This window comes from Pseudomonas sp. LBUM1666 (assembly GCF_059695775.1).
Genome location: NZ_CP166789.1, coordinates 2,171,126 through 2,182,955, shown reverse-complemented (window position 1 = coordinate 2,182,955; position 11,830 = coordinate 2,171,126). Strand labels below are relative to the sequence as shown.

The 11,830-nt window shown below is 58.8% G+C and carries 12 protein-coding genes; 10 read left to right on the top strand and 2 right to left on the bottom strand.

Features of this window, described 5'->3' with window-relative positions; all coding sequences use genetic code 11:
- Positions 1-9 precede the first annotated feature (9 nt).
- The 6 genes from alc to ACA056_RS09880 all read left to right on the top strand — a co-directional run bounded on the left by alc (position 10) and on the right by ACA056_RS09880 (position 6,602).
- Positions 10-1,005 carry an allantoicase gene (alc, locus tag ACA056_RS09905; RefSeq protein ID WP_497272322.1) on the top strand — a complete coding sequence of 332 codons (996 nt, stop codon included), beginning with the start codon at positions 10-12 and terminating at the stop codon, positions 1,003-1,005.
- Positions 1,006-1,126: 121 nt separating this feature from the next.
- Positions 1,127-1,630 carry an ureidoglycolate lyase gene (locus ACA056_RS09900; protein WP_497272320.1) on the top strand — a complete coding sequence of 168 codons (504 nt, stop codon included), beginning with the start codon at positions 1,127-1,129 and terminating at the stop codon, positions 1,628-1,630.
- Between the two features lie 50 nt (positions 1,631-1,680).
- A complete protein-coding gene (locus ACA056_RS09895; RefSeq protein ID WP_497272318.1) occupies positions 1,681-2,982 on the top strand; it encodes a urate hydroxylase PuuD in 1,302 nt (433 codons plus the stop codon).
- A gap of 156 nt (positions 2,983-3,138) precedes the next feature.
- Positions 3,139-4,497: a nucleobase:cation symporter-2 family protein gene (locus tag ACA056_RS09890; RefSeq protein WP_497272316.1), complete on the top strand. Its 1,359-nt coding sequence runs from the start codon at positions 3,139-3,141 to the stop codon at positions 4,495-4,497.
- Between the two features lie 157 nt (positions 4,498-4,654).
- On the top strand, positions 4,655-5,440 hold the full coding sequence (locus ACA056_RS09885) for an outer membrane protein OmpK (RefSeq protein WP_497272314.1): 786 nt from the start codon (positions 4,655-4,657) through the stop codon (positions 5,438-5,440).
- Positions 5,441-5,816: 376 nt separating this feature from the next.
- Positions 5,817-6,602, top strand: coding sequence for an outer membrane protein OmpK (locus ACA056_RS09880; protein WP_497272312.1), 786 nt, complete (start codon positions 5,817-5,819; stop codon positions 6,600-6,602).
- A 109-nt stretch (positions 6,603-6,711) separates the two neighbouring features.
- Here the strand turns inward: ACA056_RS09880 and ACA056_RS09875 are convergent, their stop codons facing one another.
- Positions 6,712-7,884, bottom strand: coding sequence for a patatin-like phospholipase family protein (locus ACA056_RS09875; RefSeq protein ID WP_497272310.1), 1,173 nt, complete (start codon positions 7,882-7,884; stop codon positions 6,712-6,714).
- Between the two features lie 34 nt (positions 7,885-7,918).
- Entirely contained in the window at positions 7,919-8,851 is a 933-nt protein-coding gene (locus ACA056_RS09870; protein WP_497272308.1) for a lipid A biosynthesis lauroyl acyltransferase, read from the bottom strand.
- A gap of 118 nt (positions 8,852-8,969) precedes the next feature.
- Between ACA056_RS09870 and minC the strand changes: the two genes are divergently transcribed.
- From minC to ACA056_RS09850, 4 genes are all read left to right on the top strand, one after another.
- On the top strand, positions 8,970-9,707 hold the full coding sequence (gene minC, locus ACA056_RS09865) for a septum site-determining protein MinC (protein ID WP_095129096.1): 738 nt from the start codon (positions 8,970-8,972) through the stop codon (positions 9,705-9,707).
- A 201-nt stretch (positions 9,708-9,908) separates the two neighbouring features.
- Entirely contained in the window at positions 9,909-10,721 is an 813-nt protein-coding gene (gene minD, locus ACA056_RS09860; protein ID WP_033057165.1) for a septum site-determining protein MinD, read from the top strand.
- Positions 10,721-10,975: a cell division topological specificity factor MinE gene (gene minE, locus ACA056_RS09855; protein ID WP_007898843.1), complete on the top strand. Its 255-nt coding sequence runs from the start codon at positions 10,721-10,723 to the stop codon at positions 10,973-10,975. Before minD ends, minE begins: the two co-directional genes overlap by 1 nt.
- 90 nt (positions 10,976-11,065) lie before the next feature.
- Positions 11,066-11,701 carry an RluA family pseudouridine synthase gene (locus tag ACA056_RS09850; protein ID WP_008146175.1) on the top strand — a complete coding sequence of 212 codons (636 nt, stop codon included), beginning with the start codon at positions 11,066-11,068 and terminating at the stop codon, positions 11,699-11,701.
- The last annotated feature ends 129 nt before the right edge of the window (positions 11,702-11,830 follow it).

Sequence of the window (11,830 nt, the reverse complement as noted above, 5' to 3'; positions counted from 1 at the left end):
ACAAGAAGAATGAAAGCTTACGCCGTACCTTTCGAGAAGTTCGTCAACCTGGCCGACGCCCGTCTGGGCACCAAAATCATCTCGGTCACCGATGACTGGTTCGCTGATGCCAACCGCCTGTTCCAGCCGACCCCGGCTGTGTGGAAGGAGGGCGTGTTCGATGACAACGGCAAGTGGATGGACGGCTGGGAGTCGCGCCGCAAGCGCTTCGAAGGCTACGACAGCGCCGTGATCCGCCTGGGCGTACCGGGCTCGATCAAAGGCGTGGACATCGACACTTCATTCTTCACCGGCAACTTCCCGCCGTCGGCCTCCCTGGAAGCGTGCTTCCTGGCTTCGGGCGAGCCGGACGAAAACACTCAGTGGACTGAAGTGCTGTCCGCCGTCGAGCTGGAAGGCAACAGCCACCACTACCACGAAATCAGCAACGACCAGGCCTTCAGCCACCTGCGCTTCAACATCTATCCGGATGGTGGCGTGGCCCGTCTGCGTGTGTACGGTGTTCCGTTCCGCGACTGGTCCGCGGTGGGCGACAACGAGCAAGTAGATCTGGCTGCAGCCCTGAACGGTGGCCGCGCCCTCGCCTGCTCCGACGAACACTTCGGCCGCATGAGCAACATCCTCAACCCGGGCCGTGGCATCAACATGGGCGACGGCTGGGAAACCGCACGTCGTCGTACCCCAGGCAATGACTGGGTGATCGTCGCGCTGGGTCATGCCGGCGAAATCGAGAAAGTCATCGTCGACACCCTGCACTTCAAGGGCAACTACCCGGACACGTGCTCGATCCAGGGCGCGTTCGTGAAGGGCGGCACCGACAGCCAGATCGAAACCCAATCGCTGTTCTGGCGCGAATTGCTGCCGGCGCAGAAACTGGAAATGCACGCCGAACACACCTTCGCCGAGCAGATCAAGGCGCTGGGGCCGATCACCCACATCCGCCTCAATGTGTTCCCGGATGGTGGTGTGAGTCGCCTGCGGGTATTGGGCAAGGTCGCTAAATAAGCGCTGAACCCAATCGCGAGCAAGCTCGCTCCCACAGGGGTATGCATTCCAAATGTGGGAGCGAGCCTGCTCGCGAAAGCAATAGAACAAACAACACAGAACTCAAGGTAAGAAGACCAGCATGCGCACATTGACGATTGAACCGCTGACCAAAGAAGCCTTCGCCCCTTTCGGTGACGTGATCGAAACCGACGGCAGCGATCACTTCATGATCAACAACGGTTCGACCATGCGCTTTCACAAACTGGCGACGGTGCAAACCGCCACGCCAGAGGACAACGCGATCATCAGCATCTTCCGCGCCGACGCGCAGGACATGCCGCTGACCGTCAGCATGCTGGAGCGTCACCCGCTGGGCAGCCAGGCTTTCATTCCGCTGCTCGGCAACCCTTTTCTGATCGTGGTCGCGCCACTTGGCGATGAACCTGTATCAGGCTTGGTCCGCGCCTTCGTCACCAACGGCAGGCAGGGCATTAATTACCATCGCGGCGTTTGGCACCATCCGGTGCTGACGATCGAAAAGCGGGATGACTTCCTGGTGGTTGATCGCAGTGGCACAGGCAATAACTGCGATGAGCATTTTTTCAAAGAGGATGAGTGTTTGATCCTCGCCCCCCACCAATAAGAGAAGGTCTGATCACTCGACAACAGAGTGACAGGCGAGAGGTAAAGACTGTGGAAGCACATCTGTTGGAATGGCTGAACCTGAGCGTGCGCTGGGTTCACATGATTACTGGCGTAGCCTGGATCGGTGCGTCGTTCTATTTCGTCTGGCTGGAAAACAACCTCAATCGGGTCAACCCGAAAAGTGGTTTGGCGGGCGATTTGTGGGCGATCCACGGCGGCGGTATCTACCACCTTGAAAAATACAAACTGGCTCCACCGACCATGCCGGACAACCTGCACTGGTTCAAATGGGAAGCCTATTTCACCTGGCTGTCGGGGATCGCGCTGCTGTGCGTGGTGTTCTACTCCAATCCGACGCTGTACCTGCTGGCACCGGGCAGCAGCCTGACCGGCCCTGAAGGGGTCGCACTGGGCATCGCCTCGTTGTTCGTCGGCTGGTTCGTCTACTCCTTCCTTTGCGACTCGGCCCTGGGGAAACGCCCTGCCCTGCTCGGCTTCATCCTGTTCGTGCTGATCATTGGCGCTGCTTACGGCTTCAGCAAAGTGTTCAGCGGTCGTGGTGCGTACCTGCACGTCGGCGCGATCATCGGCACCATCATGGTCGGCAACGTGTTCCGCATCATCATGCCGGCACAGCGTGCACTGGTGGCGGCGATCGCCGAAAACCGCACGCCGGATCCGGCGCTGCCGGCCAAAGGCTTGCTGCGTTCGCGTCACAACAACTACTTCACCTTGCCGGTGCTGTTCATCATGATCAGCAACCACTTCCCGAGCACCTACGGCAGCCAATACAACTGGCTGATCCTGGCCGGGATCGCGGTGCTGGCGGTGTTGGTGCGTCACTACTTCAACACCCGTCATGACAGCCACAAATTTGCCTGGACCTTGCCCGTTGCGGCAGTGGGCATGATCTGCCTGGCGTACGTGACTGGTCCGGCGCAGATGCCCAGCGCGCCTGAAGTAGCCAAGGCGCCTGGCACCATCGAGTACCAGCCGTTGCCGGAAACTGCCCTCGGTGGTGGTGTGAAACCTGAAGCTGCGAAACCTGCTGCGCCTGCCGCTGCACCGGCTCAGGCGTCCAACGCCGGCCCCGGTTTCGACAAGGTTCACAGTGTGATCCAGGAGCGTTGCGCGGTTTGCCATTCGGCCAAACCGACCAGCCCGCTGTTCAGTGCCGCACCTGCCGGCGTGATGCTCGATACCCCTGAGCAGATCCGTCAGAACGCTGCACGCATCCAGGCTCAAGCCGTCACCACCCAGATCATGCCACTGGGCAACATCACCCAGATGACCCAGCAGGAACGTGACCTGATCGGCGCGTGGATTGTGCAGGGAGCTCCAACTAATTAACCGTTGAAAAGCATCGTCGGAGCGCCGCCCGGAGCAAGCTCGCTCCCACAGGGGATTACGCAGAACCTGTGGGAGCGAGCTTGCTCGCGATTGGCCGCACCGCGGTCCCCCTGATACAAAAATCACAAGAATAAAAAAAAAGATCCGAGGTGTTGCATGTCCGAGCTACCCAAAGCGCGCATCCCCGACGCACCCGCCATTCAGCGTTTACCCCTTTTGCAACTGATCCTGGTCGGCCTGCAACACGTTCTGCTGATGTACGGCGGAGCCATCGCGGTGCCGCTGATCATCGGACAGGCCGCCGGCCTGAGTCGTGAAGAAATCGCCTTCCTGATCAACGCCGACCTGCTGGTGGCCGGGATCGCTACCATCGTGCAGTCGCTGGGCATCGGCCCCATGGGCATCCGTATGCCGGTGATGATGGGCGCCAGTTTCGCCGCTGTCGGCAGCATGGTCGCCATGGCCGGCATGCCTGGCATCGGTCTGCAAGGGATCTTCGGTGCAACCATTGCCGCCGGATTCTTCGGCATGATCATCGCGCCATTCATGTCCAAAGTCGTACGCTTCTTCCCGCCTCTGGTGACCGGCACAGTCATCACCTCGATCGGTTTGTCGCTGTTCCCCGTGGCCGTGAACTGGGCCGGCGGCGGTGCAGGTGCCGCGCAATTCGGTTCGCCGATTTACCTGGCTATCGCCGCACTGGTGCTGGCAACCATTCTGCTGGTCCATCGCTTCATGCGCGGTTTCTGGGTCAACATTTCCGTGCTGATCGGCATGTGCCTGGGTTACGTGATCTGCGGCCTGATCGGTATGGTCGACCTGAGCGGCATGGCGCAGGCGCCGTGGCTGCAATTCGTGACCCCGCTGCATTTCGGCATGCCAAAGTTCGAGCTCGCACCGATCCTGTCCATGTGCCTGGTGGTGGTAATCATCTTCGTCGAGTCCACCGGTATGTTCCTGGCGCTGGGCAAAATCACCGGCCAGGACGTCTGCCCACGAATGCTCCGTCGCGGCTTGCTGTGTGATGCCGGCGCCTCGTTCTTCGCCGGTTTCTTCAACACCTTCACCCACTCCTCTTTCGCGCAAAACATCGGCCTCGTGCAGATGACTGGCGTGCGTTGCCGCTCGGTGACCATCGTTGCCGGCGGTTTGCTGGTGGTGTTGAGTTTGTTGCCGAAAGCGGCGTTTCTGGTGGCATCGATTCCGCCCGCCGTACTGGGTGGCGCAGCGATAGCGATGTTCGGCATGGTCGCCGCCACCGGCATCAAGATTCTTCAGGAAGCCGACATCGGTGACCGTCGCAACCAGTTGCTGGTGGCGGTGAGCATCGGCATGGGGCTGATCCCGGTGGTGCGTCCGGAATTCTTCGCCCACCTTCCGATGTGGATGAGTCCCATCACCCACAGCGGAATCGCCATGGCGACGTTGAGTGCTTTGTCGCTGAACCTGCTGTTCAACATCCTCGGCGGCGCCGAACGCGCGGCCATCAACGACTGCCCCGCTAACCCGCATTGATCCAGTAACGACACAGTACCTGTGGGAGCGAGCTTGCTCGCGATAGCCGTATCACATTCAACATCAATGTTGACTGAACCGACGCCATCGCGAGCAAGCTCGCTCCCACAGTGGAAACTCCTGCGCCTTGAAAAATAAAAACAAGAGGGAGCAACAGATGATTCGGACACAGACAAACATGCTGTTAGGCGGCGGTCTATTGGCCGCCAGCCAGGCCATGGCCGGCGATTTGTTGCTGTGGCAGACCAACAGCCTGAGCTATCTGTATGGCAAGGATTTCGCGGTCAATCCGTCGATCCAGCAGACGATAACCTTTGAGCACGCCGACCGCTGGAAGTACGGCGACAACTTCCTGTTCGTCGACAGCACTTACTACAACGGCGAGAAAGACCGGAACAAAGGCGTTCACGCCTATTACGGCGAGTTCAGTCCGCGCCTCTCCTTCGGCAAAATCCTCGACCGCCGTTTCGAATTCGGCCCGATCAAGGACGTGTTGCTGGCCATGACCTACGAGAATGGCGAAGACGACACCGAGGCCTATCTGATCGGCCCCGGTTTCGACCTCGCGGTACCGGGCTTCAATTTTTTCACCTTGAACTTCTACTATCGCCAGACCGAAGGCTCGCGTCCCGGCGACGATGTCTGGCAGATCACGCCGGCCTGGTCCTACACCCTGCCATTGGGCAACTCGAACCTGTTGATCGACGGCTACATCGACTGGGTCGTGGATAACGACCAGAACTCACAGGGCACCTACCACGCCAATCTGCACTTGAACCCGCAGATCAAATATGACCTGGGGAAGGCCTGGGGCTGGCGGGAGAAACAGGTGTACGTCGGCGTCGAATACAGCTACTGGAAAGACAAGTACGGCATCGAAAACAACGGCAACTTCGACACCAATGAAAACACCACCAGCCTGCTGGTGAAGGTGCACTTTTAAGATGGCCCGCAACCGTGCTCCAAACCTGTCGTCGGTGCGCTGTTGCGGGGCACTTGAGACCTGGCCAACGAGTCAGTATTCTCCGCGGCCGCCCGAATCTGGTCTAAAAAAAAGCCCGGATTTAATTCCTGACCAGAAAGCCAACTTATCCCGGCGCTGGACGGTACCAAGGCACTCCAAAACCACTCTCAATCGACTGCTCTTGAGCCGCCGAACGGGAGTTTTTTTGCTTTTAAAAAGCCTTGGCTCAGCTCTTGCTAACAGCACTTAAGCTGACCGAATGGATGATTTTTTACAGCTACAGAAAAAGGCGCCACACCAGAGCGCCGACCTTAGAAAAATAACGTGGAACCACCTACTTTTTGGGAGCAACTGAATGAAACGTACGTGCACTAGCCTGATGCTGGCGGGATCTTTGCTGGCCGGGGGCCAGGCCATGGCCGGCGACTTGCTGCAATGGCAGAACAACAGCCTGACCTACCTGTATGGCAAGGACTTCCAGGTCAACCCGCGCATTCAGCAGACGGTGACCTTCGAACACGTCGATGGCTGGAAATACGGCGACAACTTCATGTTCATCGACAAGATTTTCTACAACGGCAAGGAAGATTCCTTCGCCGGTGAGAACACCTATTACGGTGAAATCAGCCCGCGCCTTTCGTTCGGCAAGATCTTCGATCAGAAACTCGAGTTCGGCCCAATCAAAGACGTGTTGCTGGCCATGACTTACGAGTTCGGTGAAGACGACACCGAGTCCTACCTGATCGGTCCCGCTTTCGACCTGGCGATCCCGGGCTTCGACTACTTCCAGCTGAACTTCTACAACCGTCATACCGAAGGCGACCGCCCAGGTGACAATATCTGGCAGGTCACTCCGGTCTGGTCCTACACCATCCCGGTGGGCGATTCGAACATCCTGATCGACGGTTTCATGGACTGGGTGGTCGACAACGACGTCAACAAAAAAGGCGAATACCACGCCAACCTGCACTTCAATCCACAGGTCAAATACGACTTGGGCAAGGCGCTGAACCTTGGCGAAAAGCAGTTGTACGTCGGCGTCGAGTATGACTACTGGAAAAACAAGTACGGTATTGAAGACAGTCAGGGCTTCAAAACCGATCAGAGCGTAACCAGCTTCCTGGTCAAGGTTCACTTCTGATCCGGCGGCGTCTGTAAAGACGTCTTCGCGAGCAGGCTCGCTCCCACACTGCAATGCATTTCAACTGTGGGAGCGAGCCTGCTCGCGAATGGTCGCAACACAAAAAAACTCAAGCCGGAACCACCGGCTCCGCCAACCCGAGAAACCGACACAACTCATCCCGCTTGGCCAACGCATCCCGCCGTCCCAGATCAATCAATTCGCTGCAATACCCCGCCTCGAACAGCAGATAACTCAGCACCCCCGCCCCGCTCGTCTTGGTCGCCCCCGGCCCGCGCAGAAACAGGCGCAGCGCCGCCGGCAACTCCTGCCGATGCCGTGCCGCAATCTCATCGATCGGCTGACTCGGCGAAATCACCAGCACATCTACCGGCGCCACACCCAGCGCGCGCGCCGGCGTGCCATCGGGCAGCAGATGACTGAACTGATTGAGCCGCTGCAGCAACTCGATGTCACTTTCCAGGCTGTCAATGAACGTGCTGTTGAGCATGTGCCCACCGATCTGCGCCAGGCTCGGCTGCTGGCCGGTGTAGGCGCGTTGCAGCGGTTGTTCCGGGTCGACGCCGCGGGGGTTGCCGCTGACGCCCACCACCAGCACCCGGCTGGCGCCCAGGTGCAGCGCCGGGCTGATCGGTGCCGACTGACGTACCGCGCCGTCGCCGAAATACTCTTCACCGATTTTCACTGGCGCAAACAACAGCGGAATGGCGGAACTGGCCAGCAAGTGATCGACTGTCAATTGCGTGGGGACGCCGATTCGCCGATGGCGCAACCAGGCATTGATGGTGCCGCCGCCCTGATAAAAGGTCACCGCCTGACCGGACTCGTAACCGAACGCGGTCACCGCAACCGCCTGCAACTGCTTCTGTGCAATGGCCTCGGCAATCCCGCTCATCTGCAGTTTGTCGTCGAGCAATCCGCGCAGCGGCGAACTGTTAAGCAAAGCCACCGGCACCTGAGCGCCAATCCCGAGCAAACTGTGGCTGACAAAACGGCTGGCCTGGTGGATCACGCCCGGCCAGTCGCTGCGCAGCACCAGATGACTGCGAAAGCCCTGCCAAAAGGCTGTCAGACGTTGAATCGCACCACGAAAATCCATCGCCCCACTGGCGAGGCTGACCGCGTTGATTGCGCCGGCCGAGGTGCCGACGATCACCGGAAACGGATTGCTCGCACCCACCGGCAACAGTTCGGCAATCGCCGCCAGCACACCTACCTGATAAGCCGCCCGAGCCCCGCCGCCGGAAAGAATCAACCCTGTAACCGGTTCAGCAGGACTCATCGCAACACTCCATGGTGCTTATAAGGACGGTGGTTCAACCGCGTTTTGCGTACAGCTTCGGCTCACCCGGGGGACGGCTCTTGAAGCGACGATGAGCCCAAAGGTATTGCTCCGGACATTCGCGCAAGACGCCTTCGATCCATTGGTTGATCCGCAGGCAGTCGGCTTCTTCGGTTTCGCCGGGGAAACCTTCGAGCGGAGCATGAATCACCAGTCGATAACCGCTGCCATCCGCCAGACGTTCCTGAGTGAACGGCACCACCAGCGCCTTGCCCAACCGCGCAAACTTGCTGGTGGCAGTGACGGTCGCGGCCTGAATCCCGAACAGCGGCACGAAGATACTTTGCTTGGCGCCATAGTCCTGATCCGGTGCGTACCAGATTGCCCGGCCTGCGCGCAGCAATTTGAGCATGCCGCGCACGTCGTCGCGCTCCACCGCCAGCGAATCGACGTTGTGCCGCTCGCGCCCCAGGCGCTGGACGTAGTCGAACAACGCATTTTTGTGTTCGCGGTACATGCCATCAATGGTGTGCTGCTGGCCGAGCAACGCCGCGCCGATTTCCAGCGTGGTGAAATGAACGGCCATCAGGATCACGCCTTTGCCGTCACGCTGGGCTTTTTTCAGATGCTCCAACCCTTCGACATGGGCCAGCTTCGCCAGACGCTCCCGCGACCACCACCAGCTCATGGCCATTTCGAAAAACGCGATGCCCGTAGAGGCGAAGTTTTCCTTGAGCAGGCGCTTGCGTTCGGCAGCGGTTTTTTCAGGGAAACACAGTTCGAGATTGCGCTTGGCAATGCGCCGTCTGTCGCCCGCTACTCGATACATCAATGCACCCAGGGCGCGACCGATCGACAGCAACGCCGGATACGGCAGCTGCACAATCAGCCACAACAGCCCCAAGCCACACCACAGCGGCCAGAAACGTGGAGAAAGAAATGCTGTTCGAAAACGCGGGCGATCCATTAAAAGTTCCGGAAAGACAATGGCCGCGCATTCTACATCGTTCGACCCGGCTTGCGGCTCGCGGGCGTTCTCGTTATAAGTCTCGGCACTTTTAGTGACAAGTCGTTGTATGCCGACCATGAGCCAAACCGAACCGCTAGACCAAGATCCCGTGTTCCAGCTGAAGGGCAGCATGCTCGCCATTACGGTGCTGGAACTGGCCCGTAACGACCTCGAGAACCTCGATCGTCAACTGGCTGCCAAGGTCGCCCAGGCGCCTAACTTCTTCAGTAACGCGCCACTGGTGCTGGCCCTGGACAAACTCCCGGCCAGCGAAGGCGCAGTTGATCTGCCGGGCCTGATGCGCGTCTGCCGCCAGCATGGCCTGCGCACCCTGGCGATCCGTGCCAGCCGCATCGAAGACATCGCCGCGGCCATCGCGGTCGACCTGCCGGTGCTGCCACCGTCCGGCGCCCGTGAGCGCCCGCTGGACCCGCTCGAAGGCCAGGTCAAGAAAAAACCGGAAAAACCGCCGGAGCCGACTATCAAGCCAACGAAGATCATCACCTCGCCCGTACGCGGCGGGCAGCAGATTTATGCCCAGGGCTGCGATCTGGTGGTGATCTCGTCGGTCAGCCCGGGGGCGGAACTTCTCGCCGACGGGAACATCCATGTATACGGCCCGATGCGTGGTCGAGTGTTGGCCGGCGTCAAAGGCGACACGAAAGCCAGGATTTTCTGTCAGCAAATGAGCGCTGAACTGGTCTCCATCGCAGGCCACTACAAGGTTTCGGAGGATCTGCGTCGCGACCCTTTGTGGGGCGCGGGCGTACAGGTCAGCCTGTCGGGCGATGTGTTGAACATCATTCGGCTTTAACGGATACTGCCGCATTTTCCAAACATCTCTAAAACGTAGCGAAAACGGCTCAAACGAAGTAGGAAAAAGGCCATAAGCAGTGTTTACCCGAGGTAAGCGCCGTTCTGGACCGGATTCCAGCCAAGGCTGTCCGACTGCAGTAGTTTTTCTAGAGATGTTTTTCAGGGGCTAAATGTCCTTTTTCCTTAGGGGTGAAACACCTTGGCCAAGATTCTCGTGGTTACATCCGGCAAGGGTGGTGTGGGTAAGACCACCACCAGTGCTGCTATCGGTACCGGCCTCGCACTGCGCGGTCACAAAACAGTTATCGTCGACTTCGACGTCGGTTTGCGTAACCTCGACCTGATCATGGGTTGCGAGCGCCGCGTGGTGTATGACTTCGTCAACGTGGTAAACGGCGAAGCCAACCTGCAACAAGCCCTGATCAAAGACAAACGCTTGGAAAACCTCTACGTCTTGGCCGCCAGTCAGACCCGCGACAAAGACGCGCTGACCGTGGAAGGCGTGGAAAAAGTGTTGATGGCGCTGAAAGAAGACTTCGAATACGTGGTCTGCGACTCTCCGGCCGGCATCGAAAAAGGCGCCCACCTGGCCATGTACTTCGCAGACGAAGCGATTATCGTGACCAACCCGGAAGTGTCCTCGGTTCGTGACTCGGACCGGATGCTCGGCCTGCTGGCCAGCAAATCGCGCCGTGCGGAAAAGGGCGAAGAGCCGATCAAGGAACACCTGCTGCTGACCCGCTACAACCCGCAACGAGTCAGTGACGGCGAGATGCTCGGCGTCGAAGACGTCAAAGAGATTCTGGCAGTCGCCCTGTTGGGTGTCATTCCGGAATCCCAAGCGGTACTCAAAGCTTCCAACTCGGGCGTGCCGGTCATTCTCGACGACCAGAGCGATGCCGGTCAGGCATACAGCGATGCGGTCGATCGCCTACTGGGCAAAACCGTGGAGCATCGTTTTCTCGATGTAACGAAGAAGGGATTCTTCGAGCGCCTGTTTGGAGGTAGATAATGAATCTTTTTGACTTCTTTCGTGCCAGCAAAAAGGTCAGCACCGCGTCGGTAGCGAAAGAGCGTCTGCAGATCATCGTGGCGCACGAACGCGGCCAGCGCAGTACACCGGACTACCTGCCAGCCTTGCAGAAGGAATTGGTCGAGGTCATCCGCAAGTACGTCAATATCGGGTCCGATGACGTGCACGTCGCTCTGGAAAACCAGGGCAGCTGCTCGATTCTGGAACTCAATATCACCCTGCCTGACCGCTAGTCGATCCGGCTGGAGCCACGGCGGCTCAGGCCCCTTCTGTTAATGGAAGCGGCCTGATCCGCCGTTGGCGTTTGTTACGAGGCTGTTTTAATGCCGCTGTCCAACATCCGCATCATCCATCAGGACGCCGCCGTACTGGTGGTGAACAAACCGACCCTGCTGCTCTCCGTCCCTGGCCGGGCCGACGACAACAAGGACTGCCTGATTACCCGCCTGCAGGAAAACGGCTACCCGGAAGCGCGAATCGTCCATCGTCTGGATTGGGAAACCTCCGGTATTATTCTGTTGGCCCGTGATCCGGACACGCATCGCGAACTGTCTCGGCAATTTCACGACCGCGAAACCGAAAAGGCCTACACCGCCCTGTGCTGGGGACAACCGGAACTGGACAGTGGCAGCATCGATCTGCCCTTGCGCTACGACCCGCCGACCAAGCCACGCCACGTGGTAGACCATGAATTCGGCAAACATGCCCTGACCTTCTGGCGCGTACTGGAGCGTTGCGGCGACTGGTGTCGTGTCGAATTGACGCCGATCACCGGCCGCTCCCATCAGTTGCGCGTGCACATGCTTTCCATCGGCCACCCACTGCTGGGTGACGGGCTGTATGCCCACGAGCAAGCACTGGCCGCCTGGCCACGACTATGTTTGCACGCGAGCATGCTGAGCTTCACTCACCCGCAAAGCGGCGAACGCTTGCGCTTCGAGTGTCCTGCTCCCTTTTAAGCAACCGCTCAGCCCAAAAAACGCCCTTCCATTGAAGGGCGTTTTTTTATTTCTTGTTACAAATAGACGTGAAAATAGCGTGAAAACAGCGTGAAAATATTGTCACGAATTTGTAATAAAACGTAAAAT

Excerpts from the sequence above, each read along its gene's own strand:
- ACA056_RS09870 (WP_497272308.1), bottom strand. The coding sequence starts at position 8,851 with ATGGATCGCCCGCGTTTTCGAACAGCATTTCTTTCTCCACGTTTCTGG.
- ACA056_RS09890 (WP_497272316.1), top strand. The coding sequence starts at position 3,139 with ATGTCCGAGCTACCCAAAGCGCGCATCCCCGACGCACCCGCCATTCAG.
- ACA056_RS09880 (WP_497272312.1), top strand. The coding sequence starts at position 5,817 with ATGAAACGTACGTGCACTAGCCTGATGCTGGCGGGATCTTTGCTGGCC.
- ACA056_RS09875 (WP_497272310.1), bottom strand. The coding sequence starts at position 7,884 with ATGAGTCCTGCTGAACCGGTTACAGGGTTGATTCTTTCCGGCGGCGGG.
- alc (WP_497272322.1), top strand. The coding sequence starts at position 10 with ATGAAAGCTTACGCCGTACCTTTCGAGAAGTTCGTCAACCTGGCCGAC.
- minE (WP_007898843.1), top strand. The coding sequence starts at position 10,721 with ATGAATCTTTTTGACTTCTTTCGTGCCAGCAAAAAGGTCAGCACCGCG.
- minC (WP_095129096.1), top strand. The coding sequence starts at position 8,970 with ATGAGCCAAACCGAACCGCTAGACCAAGATCCCGTGTTCCAGCTGAAG.
- ACA056_RS09850 (WP_008146175.1), top strand. The coding sequence starts at position 11,066 with ATGCCGCTGTCCAACATCCGCATCATCCATCAGGACGCCGCCGTACTG.
- ACA056_RS09885 (WP_497272314.1), top strand. The coding sequence starts at position 4,655 with ATGATTCGGACACAGACAAACATGCTGTTAGGCGGCGGTCTATTGGCC.
- ACA056_RS09900 (WP_497272320.1), top strand. The coding sequence starts at position 1,127 with ATGCGCACATTGACGATTGAACCGCTGACCAAAGAAGCCTTCGCCCCT.